This window comes from [Pantoea] beijingensis (assembly GCF_022647505.1).
Classification (GTDB): Bacteria; Pseudomonadota; Gammaproteobacteria; order Enterobacterales; family Enterobacteriaceae; genus Erwinia; species Erwinia beijingensis.
Map to the genome: position 1 here is coordinate 4,026,872 of NZ_CP071409.1, position 22,162 is coordinate 4,049,033.

Sequence of the window (22,162 nt, forward strand, 5' to 3'; positions counted from 1 at the left end):
TGCACCGGAGTGCCGGGCATCCACCACAAGAGGAGAATCACCATGAGTAAGCCTTATATTCGCCTTAACAAAGACGACGCCGCCGTCCTTCTGGTCGACCATCAAACGGGGCTATTATCGCTGGTGCGGGATATCGAACCCGATAAGTTTAAAAACAATGTGTTGGCGCTGGCGGACATCGCCACCTATTTTAAACTGCCGACGATTTTAACCACCAGCTTTGAAACTGGTCCTAATGGCCCACTGGTGCCGGAATTAAAAGCGCAGTTTCCGGATGCGCCTTATATCGCACGTCCCGGCAATATTAATGCCTGGGACAATGAGGATTTTGTGAAAGCGGTTAAGGCCACGGGTAAAAAACAACTGATTATTGCTGGCGTGGTTACCGAGGTTTGCGTGGCATTTCCGGCACTGTCTGCGCTGGAGGAAGGATTTGATGTGTTCGTGATCGCCGATGCTTCAGGGACCTTTAATGAGATGACACGCAACGCTGCATGGGAGCGTATGACCCAGGCAGGCGCGCAAATAATGACCTGGTTTGGTGCCGCCTGTGAGCTGCATCGTGACTGGCGTAATGATATTGAAGGGCTGGGTACGCTGTTCTCTCATCATATCCCGGATTACCGTAATCTGATGACCAGCTACAGTACCTTAACAGCAGATAAGGTTTCCTCGTAGTATGTGGGCCGGGATGGTTGCAGCAGCCTTGCTGCCTCAGGTTTAGTGGCGACATCGTTCGCGGGTAGGATTCCCGCCTGCCTCTGCTTTCGTGCAGGCGAACGACAAGGGGCCGGCATCGCACCGGCCCTGCCTGTTCATCCTTACGGATGAACAGAACGACGGCTTAGCAATCGATTGCTTTTGGCGGGCAGATGATTAAAATCGCCACTTTCTTTTCCAGGGATTTGAAGCTATGTCCGTCTCTCCCCATAAAATCACCGCCTCAGACGATATCGCCAAAGTCAAAAGCGAGTTGATCTACCGTCTGGAAGATCGCCCACCTCTACCCCAAACGCTTTTTGCTGCCTGTCAGCATCTGTTAGCGATGTTTGTTGCGGTGATCACTCCGGCACTACTGATTTGTCAGGCGCTTGGACTTCCGGCAGAAGATACGAAACATATCATCAGCATGTCCTTGTTTGCTTCCGGCGTAGCGTCAATTCTGCAAATTAAAACCTGGGGCCCGGTCGGTTCAGGTCTACTCTCGATCCAGGGCACCAGTTTTAATTTCGTGTCACCGTTGATTATGGGCGGAACCGCACTGAAAACAGGGGGAGCCGATGTCTCCACCATGATGGCGGCGCTGTTCGGTACCTTAATGGTCGCGTCCTGTACCGAAATGTTTTTGTCGCGGTTACTGCATCTCGCACGCCGTATTATTACGCCGCTGGTCTCCGGGATCGTGGTGATGATTATTGGTCTGTCACTGATTCAGGTTGGATTAACCTCTATCGGCGGTGGCTTTTCCGCGATGAACGATCATACTTTTGGTGCGCCAAAAAACCTGCTGCTAGCGGGTGCCGTGTTGGTAGTGATCGTGCTGCTTAATCGTCAGCGTAATCCTTACCTGCGTGTTGCTTCGCTGGTCATCGCCATGGCCGTGGGTTATCTGCTCGCATGGGGACTGGGTATGCTTCCCGAAGATAATCAGCCACAGCAACATGTGCTGATAACCGTACCAACCCCCCTTTATTACGGTCTGGGATTTGACTGGAATCTACTTATTCCACTGATGCTGGTGTTTATGGTCACGTCGCTGGAGACGATTGGTGATATCACTGCAACTTCGGATGTTTCAGAGCAGCCGGTCAGCGGCCCACTTTATATGAAACGCCTGAAGGGTGGCGTATTGGCTAACGGCCTGAACTCTTTTGTTTCAGCGCTATTCAACACCTTCCCCAATTCATGCTTTGGTCAAAACAACGGCGTGATTCAGCTAACCGGCGTGGCCAGCCGCTATGTAGGCTTCGTTGTTGCTCTGATGCTGATCGCGCTCGGCCTGTTTCCCGCCGTTAGCGGGTTCGTGCAGCATATTCCCGAGCCTGTGCTGGGTGGTGCAACCATCGTGATGTTTGGTACTATCGCCGCTTCAGGCGTACGTATTGTTTCACGTGAGCCACTGAACCGCCGCGCAATAATGATTATTGCCCTTTCGCTGGCCGTTGGCCTCGGCATTTCACAGCAACCCATGATTCTGCAATTTGCACCCGACTGGCTAAAAACGCTACTCTCTTCCGGTATCGCTGCCGGTGGCATCACCGCAATTGTGCTTAATTTGGTGTTTCCACACGAAGAGAAATGATCCTGAAGGCGGGCACGCTCGCCTTTAACCTTCCGCAATTTATCGCTTGCTGTAACTGACTTTACACCCGGCCTGTTGAGCTATAAGGGCATTTCAGGCATAACAAGCTGATACCGGAAATTCATAGGGAAGGATGCAATGAAATTCATCGGAAAATTTATTCTCACACTGCTGCTACTGCTTATTTTTATTGTGGTAGTGCTTTATTTCCTGTTACAGACTCAATGGGGCGCAGGCTGGGCGGGACGTTTCATTAGTGACCGTACCGATTACCATCTTTCGCTTACTAAAATTGAACATAACTTTTCGTCTCCCTCACATCTGATTCTGGATAATGTCACGTTCGGACATGATGGTCAGCCTGCGGTATTGGTCGCGAATCGGGTTGATTTAGGTCTGGCGCTCACTCAGTTTAGTAACCCGTTCCACTTCGCCAGTATTGAGTTTATGCGAGGATCACTTGACGTCGCGAACAACAATCTGGCCTGGCCACTGCAGGCCAACCGTTTGCAGTTGACTGATATGGCCGTCAATAGTCCCCATTTTTCTTTGCCGATCTCAGCACAACGCGTTAATGGCGGCGTGATGCCATGGCAACCGAAGGAAAACAACTTTTTGGGTGAAAATGCGAATTTCCAACTGAGCGCGGGCTCCATGGAATTGAACGGCATACCGGGTAATAACGTATTACTTCAGGGGAGGATCGCCCAAGACCAGTTAGTGTTCAGTAACGTTGGTGCAGATTTAGCCCGTGGCTCCATGACGGGGAATGCCGAACGTGATGCTGAAGGAAACTGGAATATCGCCAACCTGCGTCTTAATGATATCCGTCTGCAGACAGACTCTTCGCTGACAACGTTTCTTCAGCCCATTTTCGATCTCCCTTCAGTGCATATTGGCCGTCTTGATCTTATCAATGCCCATCTTCAGGGACCGGAATGGGCGGTAACCGATCTCGATCTCACACTGAAGGATTTAACGCTACGTGAAGGCGACTGGCAGAGCGAAATGGGAACGCTATCGATGAATGCCAGTAATTTTATTAATGGCCGGCTGGAGCTTAATGATCCTATTGTAAATATGGATTTTTCGCCCCAAGGCATTAATATTTCCCAGTTTAGTTCACGTTGGGTTAACGGCTTGCTGCGTGCGAAGGGACAATGGATACGCAATAATAAGCGTCTGATGCTTGATGAGCTGGTCGTGGCCGGACTGGAGTATACGCTACCGGACAATTGGCGCGACCGCTGGATGCAACCGCTACCTGACTGGCTGGATAGCGTAGCAGTGAAAAAATTTAGCGCCAACCGTAACCTGATTATCGATATTAACCCAGCATATCCCTTCCAGCTTACTGCGCTGGATGGTAAGGGAAGCGATCTGTTGCTGGCACGCAATCATCAATGGGGAATATGGCGCGGCGAACTCAGCTTCAATGCAGCAGAAGCCACCTTCAATCGCACCGATATAAGGCGTCCTTCTATCGCACTTAACGCTGATGCTAACCAAATCAGCGTGACCGAGATGAGTGCTTTTGCCGCTAACGGTATGCTGGAGGGTTTAGCTACCGTCACACAACAGCCCACGCGCGACCTCTCCCTGACGCTCAATGGCCGTGAAGTGCCAACGAATATACTGCATAACTGGGGCTGGCCAACGGTACCGCAAGCGGAAAATAGCGCACTGCAATTACAGCTTAATGCCCGACTGGAAAATAATAAGCCGCTACGCGATAGCGCCAGTGGAAAATTGACGATCTCAGTGAATGGGCAAACGACTGAACAAAACATGGTAAATGGAAGCGTGTATTAAATAACAGCGATACTTACTGGGGCCACGCCGCAGCCGAAGTTTCCGGCCTGTGATTTTTTAGACTCTGAGGAGGATGAACCTCCTCTTCTCATCATCACGTGAAAAACAATGATATTCTCTGCGACTGTCAGACACAGGTGCGACCATCCCGTGTATCGCGGTAAAGAATGTTGCCTCCATTTATTCCTGGTGCGGGTCCTGGTGCGGGCTACTCATGCCATCAGGGACCCGGTAAGGTGAAACCGTCATACCTGGAGGGTGTTGAAATACTCCGCCTCAATGCCTGACTCAAGATGAGAGTGAAATAAAGATTTTGGCGGTTCCTGCGTAGAGTTTTTTACGCGAACAAGGGCGGATAACCTTCCGCCCTTTCTGCCCTAGTGTCCTGAGCCCCCTTGCTCCAGCGGACCATCAGGATCGGCGGGTAACACAATATAAACCCCTTCAAATACGGCCCCAAGCAGATCGTTACCGAACAATTCGACTTCCAGTTGCACCCGGGCCTTACGCCCGCGAGCCAAACGATCAAGATCGCCGCTCAGCGATCCCAAACTGGCTACCGCGCCCGGTTTACCGGTTATCGCGTGACTATAGCGGATATGTGCATCGGCCAGGATGATCGTCCCACCCAGATGACGCTCGCGCAGCAGCAGCCAGATTAATCCCCATCCGGTCAATGTTGCCAGCGAGAACAAACTTCCGGCAAACAACGTATGGTGCGGGTTTTGATTACCGGTCTCCGGCATCGTGGTAATAAACTTTTGGCCGGTATATTGGGTAATGCGAACACCCATTTTCTCACTTAGCGGGATATGTTCGTACCAGGCTTGTTGCAGCTGACCGCACCAGTCAGCACGGTGTAAAATATCGTCAAGCGTGACGACCGGTTTAATCATCAGGAAATGTCGTACCGGCGTTGTTTGTGGCGCGGTGATTTCCCCCTGATTGAGATAACCAAGTTTGGAAAAGAACTCGGCGGCGTCTTCACGCGCGCTACATACCACACGCTTGACCCCTTCCTGCCGGGCGACTGACTCCAGCGTCATGGCGACCAGCGTTCCCAGACCTTTTCCCTGAACTGAAGGATGTACAGCAAGAAAACGTATCGCCGCTTCATTATCCGCGTTGATATAAAGTCGCCCAACGGCCACTGGCTTCCCCTGCTCATCGACCACCATTTGATGGTGTGCCATCGCATCCCAGGCGTCACGCTCCGATCCCTGCGGCTGGTGCAACGGTTTGCGTAACATCTCCCAGCGAAACTGATAATAGATATCCAGTTCTTCTGCGGTTTCAGGTACCCGAAGGTGATACATAAAATAACTCTCTCTTTCAGAGCTCGCCAGACTCATCCATTGTCGTTCGACGAACTACCTTAAACCTGTAACCAAAAGGTTACCGGGCCGTCATTCACCAACGCGACTTTCATGTCTGCAGCAAAGCGGCCGGTTTCTGTGACGATGCCTTTTTCCCGGCAACATCCCACGAAATAGTGATATAAACGCGCCGCTTCAACGGGGTCGGCTCCACCTGAAAATCCTGGACGCAGCCCTTTTTGCGTATCAGCAGCTAAGGTAAATTGCGAAACGACCAACAAACTGCCCGTTGACTGCTGCACGTTCAGATTCATCTTGCCGTTTTCATCACTAAAAATGCGATAACCCGTCACTCGCTGACACAAGCGATCGGCTTTTTGTTCAGTATCACCGTGTTCAACACCAAGCAGAATCAATAACCCTGGTCCGATACTGCCAATGGTTTCTTCCTCCACTGTCACGCTGGCATTGAGCACGCGTTGTATTAACGCAATCATGCTTTATCGTCTGCCTGTTCCTGCCGTCGCAGTTGGCGATAGTCTTCGAACGTTACCGTAATCTCTGCCCCCAGAAGCACAATACACCACGTCCAGTAAACCCACAGAAAAAGAATGGGGATAACCGCCAGTACGCCGTAAATTAATTGATACGAAGGAAACATCGTAACATAGAGTGCAAAACCTTTTTTCCCGAGCTCAAAAAGCAGCCCGGCAATCAGCGCACCTATCAGTGCATCACGCGGCGGAACCCGCTGAGTGGGGACAATGCTATATAATAACCAAAATGCCAGCCAGGAAAGCAATAGCGGAAAAATACGTATCACTTGATCCACCACCCCGGAAACACCACTGACCGCCACCCAGCGCATAGATAGCAAATAAGAGCTAATTGCCAGGCTGGCCCCTGCCAGTAACGGTCCAAGCGTCAGAATCATCCAGTAAACTGCGAAGGAGTAAATAAGCGGACGCTGCGTCTTACTACGCCAGATAGTGTTCAGCGCGGAATCCACTGAATACATGAGCAACAGGGCCGTCACGATTAGACCTACGGCACCGATAGCCGTCATTTTGTTTACGTTGGCAACGAATTGCTCCAGATAACGCTGGATGGTGTTACCCGCGGCGGGCATAAAGTTGGTAAAGATAAAATTCTTCAACTGCACGCTCACGTCCGAAAACACAGGGAAAGCAGCGAACAGCGCGAAGACCACGGCAACGAGCGGCACCAGAGCAAGTAATGAAACGTAGGCCAAATTTCCTGCCTGCGTCGTCATGCCATCATGCTCGATACGATGCCAGAGCAGTTTTAGCCACGTCAGCGATACACGCGCCAAATGACGCGTACGTCTCATGGATGACATCCTCAAACACGCGTGGCGAAATACGCAGGGATAACCGCCGCGTCGGTAACGTGAACGCTGGTAATACCCACCGCACGCGCGCCTTCAATATTCTCTTGATTGTCATCAAAGAATATCGCCTGGTCGGCCGTTACCCTCTCTTCGGCCAGCACGTTCTGATAGATAGCGGCTTCAGGTTTGCGTAATCCCATCTCCTGAGATAAATAGAGCTTATCTGCAGCCTGCTGCACTTCCGGATACTGCGAGGGCCAATAATGGCAATGCAGCCGGTTGGTATTCGACAGGATTACCACACGGTGACCCTGCTCACGCAATTTATGCATGATCGCAATCACGTCTTTACGTATGTCGACAAACACGGCCTGCCAGCCTGCAGTAAATTGTTCAAAACTCAGAGCTATGTCCAGCTCCGCGCAGATCCCGGCGGCAAATTGTTCATCGGTTATTTCTCCGCGTTCATGCTTTTTGAAGTTTTCACCCATGTTGAAGCGGCTTTGCAACGTCGATAACGGGACACGGCCAAGATCGCTCCAGACCCCCAGCACCCGGTTGAAATCAATATCAACAATGACGTTACCTAAATCAAAGATATACAACATGGCCATCTCCTTTTGTTCCGCTGAGTTATTCACTCTAGCGGTAAAAACGAAGGCTGAACAGGAGGTGGGGAGCAGGATGTGCTAAATCAGAACAAGTCTCTGAAAATGAGAGGCAAGATTATGAAATACATTTACGAATCCAGTAAAAAAGCCCCAACCGACGTTGAGGCTTTTTACATAGACACGATTGGCAGACTGGCTTGGTTACCCGTCCTTATCGCACCGACTTAAACGTCTTTGCTACCGCGGCTGGCGCGCTTGCGATCGTTCTCGGTCAGATGGCGCTTACGAATACGTACGGACGTCGGGGTAACTTCTACCAGTTCATCATCATCGATAAACTCCAGCGCCTGCTCCAGTGACATTTTAACTGGCGGCACTAACGTTGTGGCTTCATCAGTACCAGAAGCACGCATGTTCGTCAGTTTCTTACCGGTCAGACAGTTAACTGTCAGGTCATTAGAACGGCTGTGAATACCGATAATCTGGCCTTCATACACTTCAGCACCGTGGCCCAGGAAAAGCTTACCGCGATCCTGTAGGCTGAACAGTGCAAATGCGACCGCTTTACCTTGACCATTGGAAATCAGCACACCATTCTGGCGCTGACCGATTTCACCTGGACGCACATCATCGTAATGGCTGAAGGTTGAATACAGCAGACCAGTACCTGACGTCATGGTCATGAATTCTGTACGGAAACCGATCAGGCCGCGCGCAGGGATCATGTAATCCAGACGAATACGTCCTTTACCATCCGGCACCATGTCTTTGACGTCGCCTTTGCGCTCGCCCATGGCTTGCATAACCGCGCCCTGGTGCTGTTCTTCGATATCCAGCGTCACGTTCTCAAACGGTTCCTGCATACGGCCATCAATCATGCGATTGATAACTTTCGGACGGGATACCGCCAGTTCAAAACCTTCACGACGCATATTTTCGATCAGAACGGAGAGGTGAAGTTCACCACGGCCGGAAACACGGAATGCATCCGCATCTTCCGTTTCTTCCACGCGCAACGCAACGTTGTGCACCAGTTCTTTGTTCAATCGATCCAGAATCTGGCGCGAAGTAACGTATTTACCTTCTTTACCGCAGAACGGTGAAGTGTTGACGTTAAAGAACATGGTTACCGTTGGCTCATCGACGCTCAGCGCAGGCAGCGCTTCAACGTTCTGAGGATCACAGATAGTATCGGAGATGTTGAGTTCACCCAGACCGGTGATCGCGATGATATCGCCCGCTTCCGCTTCTGTCGCATCAATACGCTCCAGACCTAAATGGGTCAGAACCTTACCCACTTTACCGTTGCGAGTTTTGCCTTCGCTGTCGATAACAGTCACTTGCTGGTTCGGCTTCACTTTACCGCGCTTGATGCGGCCAATACCGATAACGCCAACGTAGTTGTTATAGTCCAATTGGGAGATCTGCATCTGGAACGGCGCGTCCATCTCAACCTGAGGAGGAGATACGTGGTCGACAATCGCCTGATACAGCGGCGTCATATCGTCAGCCATATCCGTGTGATCCAGCCCTGCAATACCATTCAGCGCAGAAGCATAAATGACAGGGAAATCAAGCTGCTCATCCGTTGCATCAAGGTTTACAAACAGGTCGAATACCTGATCGACAACCCAGTCTGGACGTGCGCCAGGACGGTCAACTTTGTTGATAACAACGATAGGTTTCAGACCATTAGCAAAAGCTTTTTTGGTCACGAAACGGGTTTGCGGCATCGGGCCATCCATTGCGTCGACAACCAGCAGAACCGAGTCAACCATTGACATCACTCGCTCAACCTCGCCGCCAAAGTCGGCGTGTCCCGGGGTATCAACAATGTTGATGCGATAGTCTTTCCAATTAATGGCGGTATTTTTCGCGAGGATGGTAATTCCACGCTCTTTCTCCAAATCGTTGGAGTCCATTACACGTTCGGTTGCTTCGGTACGGGCATCAAAGGTACCAGATTGTTGCAACAACTTATCAACCAGGGTGGTTTTCCCATGGTCAACGTGCGCAATAATGGCGATGTTACGCAAATTTTCGATCACAGCTTTGCCTCAGGCATTAGAAATAGCGCGCTATTGTACACGGATTAATCGAAGGACTGAACAGGATCACAAATTTCATATAAAGATTACTGTCAGGATTGCTTTTATACCGTTTTACAGTGCAATAGTTTGCACTCCATCCAGCATTTGCACCAAAATAGTGCCCATCAATCATTCAAAAGCACCACAATGGTGCGCGACATCCATTATGGTGCATTCCTCGTTTCACGAGAGGGCGCATAATAGCGCCTTTTTACCTAAATAAAAAAGTTGGCATAGATTTCGCTTTAATCTTTACAAGTAAAAACGGCAGTTTCTAAAACGGTTGATAGCTTGTCTGAGATCTTTATTATCGATTGAACGCAAAGAGTCAGGCGTTCCGGAAGTTGAGTTCTCAAACCATGGCAACAATGACTAACCCCAGGAGAATTAAGTATGTCCGCTGAACACGTTCTGTCGATGATGAACGAGCATGAAGTAAAGTTCGTCGATCTGCGTTTTACCGATACAAAAGGTAAAGAGCAGCACGTCACTATTCCTGCTCATCAGGTCAATGCTGACTTCTTTGAAGAAGGCAAAATGTTTGATGGTTCATCCATCGGTGGCTGGAAAGGTATCAACGAATCTGACATGGTTCTGATGCCTGACTCCACCACCGCCGTTCTCGATCCTTTCTTTGAAGACTCTACGCTAATCATCCGTTGTGACATCCTTGAGCCAGGTACCATGCAGGGCTACGACCGCGATCCGCGTTCTATCGCCAAGCGTGCCGAAGACTTCCTGCGTTCATCCGGTATCGCGGATACCGTTCTGTTCGGACCAGAGCCTGAATTCTTCCTGTTTGACGACGTGCGCTTTGGTGCAACCACCTCGGGTTCTCACGTTGCCATCGATGATATCGAAGCAGCATGGAACACCGGTAAAGAGTACGAAGGTGGTAACAAAGGCCATCGTCCAGGTCTGAAAGGCGGTTACTTCCCGGTACCACCGGTCGACTCTTCTCAAGACATCCGTTCTGCCATGTGTTTGACCATGGAGCAGATGGGCCTGGTGGTTGAAGCACACCACCATGAAGTCGCTACCGCTGGTCAGAACGAAGTGGCAACCCGCTTCAACACTATGACCAAAAAAGCCGACGAGATTCAGATCTACAAATATGTAGTGCACAACGTGGCTCACGCGTTTGGTAAGACCGCGACCTTTATGCCAAAACCTATCTTTGGTGATAATGGTTCCGGTATGCACTGCCATATGTCTTTGTCCAAAGGCGGCACTAACCTGTTCGCAGGTGATAAATACGGCGGCCTGTCTGAAACTGCCCTGTTCTACATCGGCGGTATCATCAAGCACGCAAAAGCGATCAACGCTCTGGCTAACCCAACGACCAACTCTTACAAGCGTCTGGTCCCGGGTTACGAAGCCCCTGTTATGCTGGCTTACTCCGCGCGTAACCGTTCTGCGTCAATCCGTATCCCAGTAGTTGCCAGCCCGAAAGCCCGTCGTATCGAAGCGCGCTTCCCTGATCCAGCGGCTAACCCATACCTGGCGTTCTCTGCACTGCTGATGGCTGGCCTGGACGGTATCATCAACAAGATCCATCCTGGTGATGCTATGGATAAAAACCTGTACGATCTTCCTCCGGAAGAAGAAGCAGAGATTCCAAAAGTTGCTGGCTCGCTGGAAGAGGCGTTGAGCGCGTTGAATGAAGACCGCGAATTCCTGACCCGTGGCGGCGTGTTCACTGACGATGCTATCGATGCGTATATTGAACTGCGTAAGTCTGAAATGGATCGCGTACGTATGACGCCACATCCTGTTGAGTTCGAACTGTACTACAGCGTTTAATAACGTGTAGGTGTGGCAGAGTTCAGTAATATGAATGAGGCCGACACCGCTGCGGCGTGATGACGCCCCAGCAATGTTGTTGCCGTGGAAATGTTAGCCCATCTTCGGATGGGCTTTTTTCTCCACGCATTCCGCTTGATAACGTATTGCTAATATAATGCACCATTATGGTGCTTGCCTCACCAGGCGTTATTATTGCCATGAGTTTGTCGTGGTCCATGCTGAACCTGGCGATGACCGGCAACAAATAAGCGGACAATAAAATAGCCTGTTGAGACAAGCTAAAGTGCAGGAGAGCGCGGCATGGCGAGTAACACGCTGCCCGATGCTGGGCAGATTCTCAACTCACTGATTAATAGCATCTTGCTGATTGATAGCGACTTAGTGATTCATTATGCGAATCCAGCCGCGCAGCAATTGCTGGCACAAAGTTCCCGGAAGCTATTTGGTACCCCGTTACCGGACCTGATGGGTTACTTCTCGCTAAATATTGACGTTATGCGCGAGAACCTCGACGCAGGACAAGGCTTTACTGACAGTGAAGTGACGTTGGTAGTGGATAGCCGTGCCCATATTATGTCGCTCACCGCCCAACGCCTGCCGGATGGCTTTATCTTGATGGAAATGGCGCCAATGGATAACCAGCGCCGCCTTAGCCAGGAACAACTTCAACACGCACAGCAGGTTGCTGCCCGTGATTTGGTACGCGGCCTGGCACATGAAATTAAAAACCCACTAGGCGGGTTACGCGGCGCAGCGCAACTGCTGGCAAAAGCGCTACCCGATCCGGCACTCACCGAATACACCAAAGTGATTATTGAGCAGGCGGATCGCTTACGCAATTTGGTTGACCGGCTGTTAGGTCCACAGCAACCGGGTATGCACGTGACGCAAAGTATCCATCAGGTTTCTGAGCGCGTCGTGAATCTGGTTTCCATGGAGCTACCTGACAACGTATCTCTGGTGCGGGATTACGACCCCAGCCTGCCAGAATTACCACATGACCCCGATCAACTTGAACAAGTGTTGCTGAACGTGGTGCGTAATGCTCTACAGGCGTTAGGCGAGGATGGTGGCACGATTACGCTTCGCACGCGCACGGCATTTCAGCTGACATTACACGGCGTACGCTATCGCCTGGTCGCACGTATTGATGTTGAAGATGACGGGCCAGGCATCCCGGCACAGCTGCAAGATACGCTGTTCTATCCCATGGTAAGTGGGCGCGAGGGAGGAACCGGCTTGGGGCTTTCTATCGCACGAAGTCTGATCGATCAGCATTCCGGGAAAATAGAGTTTAACAGTTGGCCCGGACACACCGAATTTTCGATTTACCTGCCCATTCGGAAGTAGAGGTTTCTATGCAACGAGGGATAGTTTGGATCGTCGATGACGATAGTTCCATCCGCTGGGTACTTGAACGTGCGCTCACGGGAGCGGGTTTAAGCTGCGCCACATTTGACAGCGGTAATGATGTACTGGAGGCGCTCGCGAGTAAAACTCCAGATGTTTTATTATCAGACATTCGCATGCCGGGTATGGATGGCCTCGCATTACTTAAGCAGATTAAGCAGCGTCATCCAATGCTTCCGGTCATCATAATGACCGCACATTCCGATCTGGATGCGGCCGTCAGTGCTTATCAGCAAGGTGCCTTTGATTACCTGCCAAAGCCGTTTGATATTGATGAAGCGGTGGCGCTGGTTGAACGTGCTATTAGCCATTATCAAGAGCAGCAACAACCACGAAATCAGCCGGTCAGCGGACCCACGACTGATATCATTGGCGAAGCTCCTGCCATGCAGGATGTATTTCGCATTATTGGCCGCCTGTCCCGCTCCTCTATCAGCGTATTGATTAATGGTGAATCAGGGACGGGTAAAGAGCTGGTGGCACATGCACTGCATCGTCATAGCCCCCGCGCTAAATCCCCTTTTATCGCACTGAACATGGCTGCAATCCCGAAAGATTTGATTGAGTCAGAGCTTTTTGGTCATGAAAAAGGTGCTTTTACCGGCGCGAACCAAATTCGTCAGGGACGTTTTGAGCAGGCTGATGGCGGGACATTGTTCCTGGATGAGATTGGCGATATGCCACTTGATGTGCAGACCCGTTTATTGCGCGTGCTGGCCGATGGGCAGTTTTATCGCGTCGGCGGCTACGCTCCGGTAAAAGTGGATGTCAGGATTATTGCGGCAACGCATCAGAACCTCGAAATGCGCGTTCAGGAAGGCAAATTCCGCGAAGATTTGTTCCATCGTCTGAATGTCATTCGCGTTCATTTACCGCCGTTGCGTGAGCGTCGTGAGGATATTCCACGGCTGGCGCGCTATTTCCTCCAGGTTGCCGCGCGTGAACTTGGCGTGGAAGCTAAAATTCTACATCCGGAAACGGAAACGGCGCTAACCCGGCTTCACTGGTCCGGTAATGTTCGTCAGTTAGAAAATACCTGTCGCTGGCTCACAGTGATGGCTGCGGGCCAGGAAGTCTTGATTCAGGATCTTCCACCAGAGTTATTTGAGAGTACAACCCCCGATAACCCGGTTCAGTCATTACCAGATAGTTGGGCAACTTTACTCGCTCAGTGGGCCGATCGCGCACTGCGTTCCGGGCATCAGAACCTGCTTTCTGAAGCACAACCGGAGATGGAAAGAACCCTTTTGACCACTGCTCTGCGACATACACAAGGCCATAAACAGGAGGCTGCGCGTTTGCTGGGCTGGGGGCGCAATACCCTGACGCGCAAGCTGAAAGAACTGGGAATGGAGTAAACATCGGCATACTGTAAGAAGGTTATTCATTAAATGATTTTTAGCCTTCTTACGCTTTACCGACGGTGTCCGCTCCGTCTTAATTCTGAGCGGACACCGAAAATTTATATCCGTATTAGATGACGCGTGAAAACTGCTGTATCCGCGCCTTCTGGCGCAGATAGCTATCAAAGCACATACAGATATTCCTGATTAATAAACGGCCCTTAGGCGTTACCCGAAGGCCTTCCTGGTGGCATTGAACCAGCCCGTCTTTAATCAATGGCGCAAGTAGCGCTAAATCTTCGGCAAAATAGTCCACAAAATCGATCTGCCATTGCGCCTCTATGGCAGCGTAATCCAGCGAAAAATTGCAGATAAGCGTCTTGATAACATCCCGCCGCAGGCAATCATCAGAGGTCAATGCAAGGCCGCGCCACAGCGCATTGCCTTGCGCACTGACGCTGGCGTAATACTCTTTTAGCACCTTCCGATTTTGCGCGTAGCTGTCACCCACCATGCTGATCGCGGACACACCCATCCCCAACAAGTCGCTATCACCCTGTGTGGTATATCCTTGAAAATTACGATGTAATAATCCCGAACGTTGCGCAATCGCCAGTTCGTCATCAGGCCGGGCAAAGTGATCCATACCGATAAACTGGTAGCCTTCGCGCGTCAGCGTAGCGATTGTTTGCTGTAAAATATCAAGCTTTTGCCGAGCATCAGGCAAGTCTGCATCTTTAATTTTACGCTGAGCCGCAAACAATTCAGGTAAATGTGCGTAGTTAAATACGCTCAAACGATCGGGGCCAAGCTCAACGACCTTTTTCAGGGTAAATGCAAAACTTTCTGGCGTCTGCTTGGGCAATCCGTAAATCAGATCGATATTGGTTGAGCTAAAGCCAAGGTCGCGGGCGCGCTTAATGAGCGCAAAGATAAAGTCTTCGTCCTGAACCCGATTGACCAGCTCCTGAACCTGCTTGTTAAAGTCCTGCACGCCCATGCTCAAGCGGTTAAATCCTTCAACGCGAAGATGGTCGAGCACATCCAGCTCAATTTCGCGCGGATCGACTTCAATCGATAGCTCGGCGTCAGCACTAAAATGGAAGCACTCACGCAATAAACCTGTCAGGCGGGTAATCTGCTTTTTGTCCAGGTAAGTTGGCGTACCGCCGCCCCAATGCATCTGTGAAACGGTACGGTTGGCAAATAGCGGCGCGCGCGCGCGAATCTCTTGTTCAAGCACATCAAGGTATTGATCGGCTTTTTGCTGTTGGCGCGTAACAATTTTATTACATCCACAGAAATAGCAGAGCCGGTGACAAAAAGGGATATGCACGTAAAGCGAGAGCGGACGATCGGGATAACGTTTTGCCGCCAGCAAGAAAGCATCTTCGCCATAGCCTTCATTAAATTCAAGCGCGGTGGGATAGGAGGTATAACGTGGGCCGGAATAATTGTACTTCTGAATGAGATCGAGGTCCCATTCAATGAGTGGCAGTGACATGATTACTCCTTCCATTTACGTGGCCTTGCTGACCGTCGTGCGGGAGGATGCTGTTTCAGCTGCCGGGTGACGGTGGCACGCCGCAGTTGGGACTTCAGCCGCGACAGACGCCGTAGTTTAGCGAATAACCAAAACAGATAACACGCCACCAGCAGGACTAAAATTGATCCAAGCCAAAACATTAGCAGAGAAGTCTCCAGCTACGGCATTTTACGGGCAGAATGCCGCCAGAACTGGCGGCAGAACGCCAATCAGTTTCCACCTTTTAGCAAGCGGTACATATCTTCTTCAGCTTCTTCATCTTCAGTATCATCGCCTAATTCAATGCCTAACTGTTCCATCAGAACATCAATTCGGTCCAACGTCTGATCCAGCCATGCCTGATCTTCGGCCGCAAGGACTTCACCATTTTCCAGGCGATCAAGCAATGCATCCAGCCTCTCGCTGTTTTCCAGCTGCGTCAGCTCTTCCTGTGGGCTAAGCACCGGTTTTTTCTCCACCTTCTCGGTTTTCACCTTAACGGGTTTCGTTACCGGCTCTTCCACACCCAGAGGGATCGGTTTTTTACTGCCAATACGCGGATCTTTCACCTTGCGAGCTTGTGTATTTTTTTGCTCCTGAACCGCGGGGTTAGCGCGGCTACCGGAGGCATTCCCCCGGTGTTTCTTTTCATGCTTACGTTCGCGGGCTTGCTGGTTCAGGTCTTCACGCGATGCTTTACGTTTGGCTTTTGGCGCGGCAGTCTTACCCTGCGGCGCTCGTGCAGGTTGCTTCATGTTTTCTGCTCTCAGAGATTTTTAATTCAGTATAGAATTGCGGCGAAATCTAGCAGAAAGCGGACAAAGAAAAAAGGCGGCAGGTCACCCTGTCGCCTTTTTTCGCACCTTCCGTAGAAGGACGGTCTTCCTTTACATCCTTTTATGCAATCAACATCCCAGTTTTTCCATCTGCTGTCCACTCATCCCGAGCGTGTCCTTTTCCTTCAAGGCCGGTTCCATAAGCCTGATTCCCTGCTCCTGACTCTTTGTCATCCTGACAATCCCTGAGTGCTTCGTCCTGAAGTGAGTCATCCAGACTCTGTGGATTACTTTAGACTAAATGCTCAAACAGACAAGACAGGGAAAGTGTTCGTTAGCATTTCGTTTAAGGAGAAAAAACTAACCATATGATAAATAAAAAATAAATAATTAATGGCATCAATAAAAAGAAGCTTAAGCTGTCATAAATAATGGTCAATGTCTCACAAGTAAACTTGGCATACTTAAAGAGGAAAAAACCATTACCGAACAAAAAAAAACCAAAATCTTTGTCGCTTACCATCGCCGCTACCTCAGTCGCACAGAAAGAACTGCCAACGTATGGTCGGATAGGTAGGGTATTAAAGGCTATCGGGCGCTTTGTCTGCTTTACAGGTATAATCACGCCATCGCTACATCGACTTTCGGAGTTTCTATTTTGTCTGGCTGGAATTATCACGTTACCCATTTTGTCACCAGCGCCCCGGATATTCGCCATCTTCCTGCCGATACCGGCATTGAAGTGGCGTTTGCTGGCCGTTCGAACGCCGGTAAATCCAGCGCGCTGAATACACTAACTAACCAAAAAAGCCTTGCGCGTACCAGTAAAACCCCGGGACGGACGCAGTTGATCAACTTATTTGAAGTTGAAGAGGGCGTACGCCTCGTGGATCTGCCTGGTTATGGTTACGCTCAGGTCCCCGAAGAGATGAAGAAGAAGTGGCAACGTGCACTGGCGGAATATCTGCAAAAGCGCAATTGCCTCAAAGGCCTGGTGATATTGATGGACATTCGCCACCCGCTAAAAGACCTCGATCAATCGATGGTTCAGTGGGCGGTACAAAGCAGTATTCCCGTTCTGATATTACTAACCAAAGCCGATAAGCTGGCTTCTGGCGCACGAAAAAGTCAGCTGAATATGGTGCGTGAAGCGTCTATGGCATTTATGGGTGATGTACAGGTCGAGTTATTTTCATCGTTGAAAAAGATCGGCGTGGATAAGCTGCGTCAAAAACTGGACAGCTGGTATAGCGAGATCCCACCCGCAACAGAAGAAGATTACATCGTAGAAGAGTAAACAGTGGCAACCCGGTAGACGACTATAGAGGGTTCACCGGGGTCCGCCTAACGAATAGCCAATGAAATGGCAAGGTCGCGACCATAAAAAACGCCCCAGCCATTAGATGACTGGGGCGGCTAAATATTCAGCCAAATCCGATTACGTGAAGTAAAAGGTCTGAAAGATAGAACATCTTACCTCTGTACCCTACGCCTTGAACTCTACCTGATTTTTTCTGACCAAAAAAGCATTTTCTGTAGTTAATTTTCATCAAAACGCAGTATTTTCCCTACGCAAGTCACAAAACACAGCACTCCATGTAGCTTAATTACTAAAAAAATGCTTTTACCATATAAACTTAGCGGCTTTAACCGCCATAACCCTATCGCAGCTGAAGCTGAACCGATTAAGTAAACTTTTTTCTTATGACCGCCGGGTAACGCGAGAAGAGAGTACGATCCGGTCGGTCATCATAATGATTCTTCGTCATACAGCAGTTCGCTGTATCTGTACGTCCAGGTTACTGAGTTCCCAGAATGACTTCATGGTTAATACGGCACCCAGTATATTCAGGGAGCAATTAGTGCGCCTGATCCCAGTTATCACCAACGCCAACATCCACACGTAATGGCACATCAAGTTTCATACAGCCTTCCATTAACGACCGAATTTGCTGACTTGCCCTTTCCACCGCCTCTTCCTTTACCTCAAACACCAACTCGTCATGCACTTGCATGATCATTTTCACATCAGTCGTCTTCTGCATCTCCAGCCAGCCATCAACGGCAATCATGGCCCGTTTGATAATGTCCGCCGCCGTGCCCTGCATCGGCGCATTAATTGCCGCACGTTCAGCCGCTTTACGCCGCATAGCGTTGCTGGCGTTAATATCAGGTAAATAGAGACGACGCCCATCAAGGGTAGAAACATAACCCTGCTCAGAAGCTTGCTGCCGTGTACTTTCCATATACTGCAATACGCCAGGATACCGCTCAAAATAGAGGTCCATATACTTTTTCGCCTCACCCGCGCCAATATTCAACTGCCGTGAAAGACCAAAAGCACTCATTCCGTAAATCAAACCAAAGTTAATGGCTTTAGCACTGCGGCGCTGCTCATGAGTCACTTTATCCAGCGAAATACTAAACACTTCTGCTGCAGTAGCCTGGTGGATGTCTTTACCTTCGGCAAATGCCGTGAGTAACCCTTTGTCCTGTGACAAATGCGCCATAATGCGCAATTCAATCTGCGAGTAGTCTGCCGCAATAATACGATGGCCCTTTGATGCAATGAATGCCTGACGAATACGGCGTCCTTCTTCATTGCGCACAGGAATGTTTTGCAGATTTGGATCGCTTGAAGACAAACGCCCGGTAGCTGTTACGGCCTGATGATAAGAAGTATGCACGCGGCCAGTATGCGGGTTAATCATCAGCGGTAGTTTATCGGTGTAAGTAGATTTCAACTTGGACAAACCACGATGCTCAAGGATGATTTTTGGTAAGGGGTAATCAAGTGCCAGTTCGGCTAAAACTTCTTCGCTGGTTGATGGAGCACCACCCGGCGTCTTTTTAGTTGGTTTGATGCCCTGTTTTTCAAACAAAATAGTTTGTAACTGTTTAGGTGATGAAAGATTAAACGGCTCGCCAGCCAGCTCATGTGCTTTCTGCTCAAGTTCCGCAAGCCGGATGGTTAGCTCTTTAGAATGCGTGGCCAGAATGCCCTGATCAATAAGTACACCGTTACGTTCAACGCGAGAGATCACGGTAACCAGCGGCATTTCGATCGTGTCAAACACGGCCCTTGGCCCCTGCTCTTTTTCCAGCTCTGGCCACATTTTCAAATGCAGCTGTAACGTCACGTCCGCATCTTCTGCGGCGTAATGTGCCGCCTGCTCCAGCGCTATCTGATTAAAGGTCAGCTGATTTTTACCTTTTCCAGCAATCTCTTCGAAGGTCACCGTCTTATGGTTAAGCCAGCGTGAAGCCAGGCTATCCATATCATGTTTACCCACAACGCTATTGAGCATGTATGATTCCAGCATGGTATCAAACCGAATGCCCCGGAGCTCAATATCCGCGCTCTTTAGTACACCGCGATCAAACTTCAGGTTTTGCCCTACTTTTAAGGCTTTTTCATCTTCCAACAGCGGTTTTAGACGCGCCAGTACCGCATTACGATCGAGTTGCGCGGGTGCATCCAGATAGTCATGAGCCACCGGTAAATAGGCTGCTTCACCAGGCGCCACCGCAAACGACAAGCCGATAATGTTTGCACTGATGGTATCCAGCGAATCGGTTTCAAGGTCAAAAGCAAAAACATCACTCACTTTCAGCTTCTCAAGCCATATTTCAAACGTTTGCTCATCAAGGATGGTGGCATAGCCATCAGATGAAAGGATACTGTTTATTTCTGCTTCATTTGGTTGCTGTTCGATGCTTTTCACTACCGACTTTGTTACAGAAGCCCCGCTTTTTTTCCCCTGCAACCATACACCCTCTTCCAAATCCGTGGTCCAGCGTTTGAACTCGTAATGCCTGAAAAGCGCGGATAACTCTTCAATCGCGGGTTCATTGACGTTGAGAGTGTCACAGGTGACATCCAGTTCGACGTCTGTCTTGATCGTTGCAAGTTGATAAGAAAGAAACGCGACCTCTTTATTCTGTTCCAGTTTGGTGGACATGGTTTTCGCCCCACGGAAAGAGAGATCGGCCACTTTATCAAGGTTCTCGTAGATTGTTTGGATCCCACCAAGCCCCTGTAATAAAGCCTGCGCAGTCTTTTCACCCACACCGGGCACACCGGGAATATTATCGGAGGAGTCGCCCATCAGAGCGAGGAAGTCGATAATTAACGCCGGTGGAATACCATATTTTTCCTTAACCTCTTCCGGGCCAAGGATAGCGTTGTTCATGGTATTAATCAGCGTGACATTTGGGGTAACTAACTGGGCCATGTCTTTATCACCGGTGCTGATCAATACGGCACGCCCTTGTTGCTCTGCTTGCAGCGCAAGGGTGCCAATCACATCGTCCGCTTCAACGCCAGTAACGGCTAACAATGGCAATCCCATCGCCGTAACCATTTTGTGCAGAGGTTCTATTTGTGCCCGTAAGTCATCGGGCATCGGTGGACGATGTGACTTGTAATGCTCGAAAAGTTCATCGCGAAAGGTTTTACCTTTTGCATCAAACACGACCGCAACATGGCTTGGCTTATATTGCAGCAAAAGGCTGCGTAGCATGTTAAGCACGCCATACATAGCGCCAGTCGGTTCCCCCGCGCTGTTAGTTAACGGGGGAAATGCATGGTATGCACGGTAGAGATACGAGGAGCCATCTACCAGAATCAGCGGGTTTTCTGCAATTTGTGCCATAAGTCGTCACGGTCTTCATTAGTCATTTGAATGGACTTTAGGATGCCACAGCTAAGGCATAAAGTTGAAATTACTGAGAGGCAAAGCGGTAAACTTTTCGATATTGAGGGAGATCTTCCACGATCAATCCTGTGGATAAGTTTGTGTGTAATTTTACTAACATATTGTTATTTACACAAATATTCAAAACAATAAAAATAAAAAAATAGCCTTTTCATATAGTTAATGTTTTTTCGGGTAACGATGAAGCCATCTTTTATCAGGTCATTTTATGTGGATATAAATATTTACCCCAAAATACTGCGAATTACTGTGCACTACGGCGTGCTTATTAAGCGAAGAGAAATCCACAAATCAGCCAATAGAACTAACGCACGAAAGTTTGCGGATATAAAGGCGCGTTTCAGGCGAGAAATTCCTGTGGAATAAAACAATTAATCCAGAAATAACTATCCGGACTACGCGGTAAAGAGCAGGAAAGAAAGCGAAAAACGCCGGTGAACCCGACGTTTTCCAATACGGTATATGATTACTTTTGCGCTACGAGAAACTTAACAACGTTAGCATATTGCTGAACGTAATTATCCATAGAGCTGGTGTCTAAACCACCGTTATTTACCATATATTTGCCGTTCACAAACATCGCCGGCACGCCACGTAAGTCAACATCAACTGCTGCCTTTTCCTGCTGAGCAACCAGTGACTTAACGACAAAGCTATTCCAGGCTGCATCATAATCTTCCGGCTTGATGCCCGCAGCTTTCACAAAGGTGTCTTTCAGACTGGCTGGATCGGTGATGGTTTGAGTTTTTTGAACGCCTTCAAAAATAGGTGCTGTAACCTTATCTTCGACTCCCAGCGCAATGGCAACAGCCCAAGCTTGAGTAATGGTTTTACCCATATCGCCCCCCAGAAACTCAACGTGGTACTTTGTTACCTTGACGTTTTCAGGAAGGTTCTTCTTCACGGTATCGCTAACATGATAGACGCGTTCGAATTCATAGCAGTGGGGGCAGTAAAACGAGAAAAACTCCAGCACCTGAGGTTCGCCCGTCACAGGTTTATCAAGGGTGATGTATTGCTGTCCATCAGAAAACTGTGCAGCAGAAGCGCTAAACGCCAGAACTAAACCAACGAACGCAAACCAAATCTTTTTCATCGTGAA

At 49.5% G+C, this 22,162-nt stretch carries 17 protein-coding genes; 7 read left to right on the plus strand and 10 right to left on the minus strand.

From position 1 onward, the window contains the following. Window positions 1-42 precede the first annotated feature (42 nt). The 3 genes from ycaC to J1C60_RS18270 all read left to right on the plus strand — a co-directional run bounded on the left by ycaC (window position 43) and on the right by J1C60_RS18270 (window position 4,114). Entirely contained in the window at window positions 43-678 is a 636-nt protein-coding gene (gene ycaC / locus J1C60_RS18260) for an isochorismate family cysteine hydrolase YcaC (RefSeq protein WP_128175370.1), read from the plus strand. A gap of 235 nt (window positions 679-913) precedes the next feature. Further along, the gene (locus tag J1C60_RS18265) at window positions 914-2,302 is read left to right on the plus strand and encodes a nucleobase:cation symporter-2 family protein (protein ID WP_128175368.1); all 1,389 of its coding nucleotides are present in this window, start codon (window positions 914-916) and stop codon (window positions 2,300-2,302) included. Between the two features lie 138 nt (window positions 2,303-2,440). Next, window positions 2,441-4,114, plus strand: a complete 1,674-nt coding sequence (locus J1C60_RS18270) for an AsmA family protein (RefSeq protein ID WP_128175366.1) — start codon at window positions 2,441-2,443, stop codon at window positions 4,112-4,114. A gap of 377 nt (window positions 4,115-4,491) precedes the next feature. On the opposite strand, the gene fabY is transcribed toward J1C60_RS18270, so the two are convergent. The 5 genes from fabY to typA all read right to left on the minus strand — a co-directional run bounded on the left by fabY (window position 4,492) and on the right by typA (window position 9,440). Beyond that, entirely contained in the window at window positions 4,492-5,430 is a 939-nt protein-coding gene (fabY, locus tag J1C60_RS18275; RefSeq protein ID WP_128175364.1) for a fatty acid biosynthesis protein FabY, read from the minus strand. Between the two features lie 59 nt (window positions 5,431-5,489). After that, complete coding sequence (gene dtd / locus J1C60_RS18280) at window positions 5,490-5,927, minus strand: D-aminoacyl-tRNA deacylase (RefSeq protein WP_128175363.1); 438 nt, start codon at window positions 5,925-5,927, stop codon at window positions 5,490-5,492. Beyond that, entirely contained in the window at window positions 5,924-6,781 is an 858-nt protein-coding gene (locus tag J1C60_RS18285) for a virulence factor BrkB family protein (protein WP_128175361.1), read from the minus strand. The genes dtd and J1C60_RS18285 overlap by 4 nt, the downstream gene beginning before the upstream one ends. Window positions 6,782-6,792: 11 nt before the next feature. Continuing rightward, window positions 6,793-7,389, minus strand: coding sequence for a glucose-1-phosphatase (yihX, locus tag J1C60_RS18290; protein WP_128175359.1), 597 nt, complete (start codon window positions 7,387-7,389; stop codon window positions 6,793-6,795). A 227-nt stretch (window positions 7,390-7,616) separates the two neighbouring features. Further along, the gene (gene typA / locus J1C60_RS18295; protein WP_128175357.1) at window positions 7,617-9,440 is read right to left on the minus strand and encodes a ribosome-dependent GTPase TypA; all 1,824 of its coding nucleotides are present in this window, start codon (window positions 9,438-9,440) and stop codon (window positions 7,617-7,619) included. Between the two features lie 435 nt (window positions 9,441-9,875). On the opposite strand from typA, the gene glnA reads away from it, so the two are divergent. The 3 genes from glnA (at window position 9,876) to glnG (ending at window position 14,056) form a co-directional block, all read left to right on the plus strand. Continuing rightward, window positions 9,876-11,285, plus strand: coding sequence for a glutamate--ammonia ligase (gene glnA / locus J1C60_RS18300; RefSeq protein ID WP_128175355.1), 1,410 nt, complete (start codon window positions 9,876-9,878; stop codon window positions 11,283-11,285). A gap of 303 nt (window positions 11,286-11,588) precedes the next feature. Continuing rightward, window positions 11,589-12,638, plus strand: a complete 1,050-nt coding sequence (gene glnL, locus J1C60_RS18305) for a nitrogen regulation protein NR(II) (protein WP_128175353.1) — start codon at window positions 11,589-11,591, stop codon at window positions 12,636-12,638. A gap of 8 nt (window positions 12,639-12,646) precedes the next feature. Further along, a complete protein-coding gene (gene glnG / locus J1C60_RS18310) occupies window positions 12,647-14,056 on the plus strand; it encodes a nitrogen regulation protein NR(I) (protein WP_128175351.1) in 1,410 nt (469 codons plus the stop codon). A 115-nt stretch (window positions 14,057-14,171) separates the two neighbouring features. Here the strand turns inward: glnG and hemN are convergent, their stop codons facing one another. Together hemN and yihI are read right to left on the minus strand one after the other, a co-directional pair. Continuing rightward, complete coding sequence (hemN, locus tag J1C60_RS18315; protein WP_128175349.1) at window positions 14,172-15,545, minus strand: oxygen-independent coproporphyrinogen III oxidase; 1,374 nt, start codon at window positions 15,543-15,545, stop codon at window positions 14,172-14,174. Window positions 15,546-15,796: 251 nt separating this feature from the next. Further along, window positions 15,797-16,321 (minus strand): Der GTPase-activating protein YihI, encoded by a 525-nt coding sequence (gene yihI / locus J1C60_RS18320; RefSeq protein ID WP_128175345.1) that lies wholly within the window; start codon window positions 16,319-16,321, stop codon window positions 15,797-15,799. Window positions 16,322-17,000: 679 nt separating this feature from the next. On the opposite strand from yihI, the gene yihA reads away from it, so the two are divergent. Further along, complete coding sequence (gene yihA / locus J1C60_RS18325; RefSeq protein WP_182611436.1) at window positions 17,001-17,639, plus strand: ribosome biogenesis GTP-binding protein YihA/YsxC; 639 nt, start codon at window positions 17,001-17,003, stop codon at window positions 17,637-17,639. Between the two features lie 127 nt (window positions 17,640-17,766). Here the strand turns inward: yihA and spfP are convergent, their stop codons facing one another. The 3 genes from spfP to dsbA all read right to left on the minus strand — a co-directional run bounded on the left by spfP (window position 17,767) and on the right by dsbA (window position 22,156). Continuing rightward, entirely contained in the window at window positions 17,767-17,814 is a 48-nt protein-coding gene (spfP, locus tag J1C60_RS18780) for a small protein SpfP (RefSeq protein WP_071892919.1), read from the minus strand. Between the two features lie 387 nt (window positions 17,815-18,201). Further along, window positions 18,202-20,997, minus strand: coding sequence for a DNA polymerase I (polA, locus tag J1C60_RS18330; protein ID WP_128175341.1), 2,796 nt, complete (start codon window positions 20,995-20,997; stop codon window positions 18,202-18,204). A 529-nt stretch (window positions 20,998-21,526) separates the two neighbouring features. Further along, the gene (gene dsbA, locus J1C60_RS18335) at window positions 21,527-22,156 is read right to left on the minus strand and encodes a thiol:disulfide interchange protein DsbA (RefSeq protein ID WP_128175339.1); all 630 of its coding nucleotides are present in this window, start codon (window positions 22,154-22,156) and stop codon (window positions 21,527-21,529) included. Window positions 22,157-22,162: the final 6 nt, after the last annotated feature.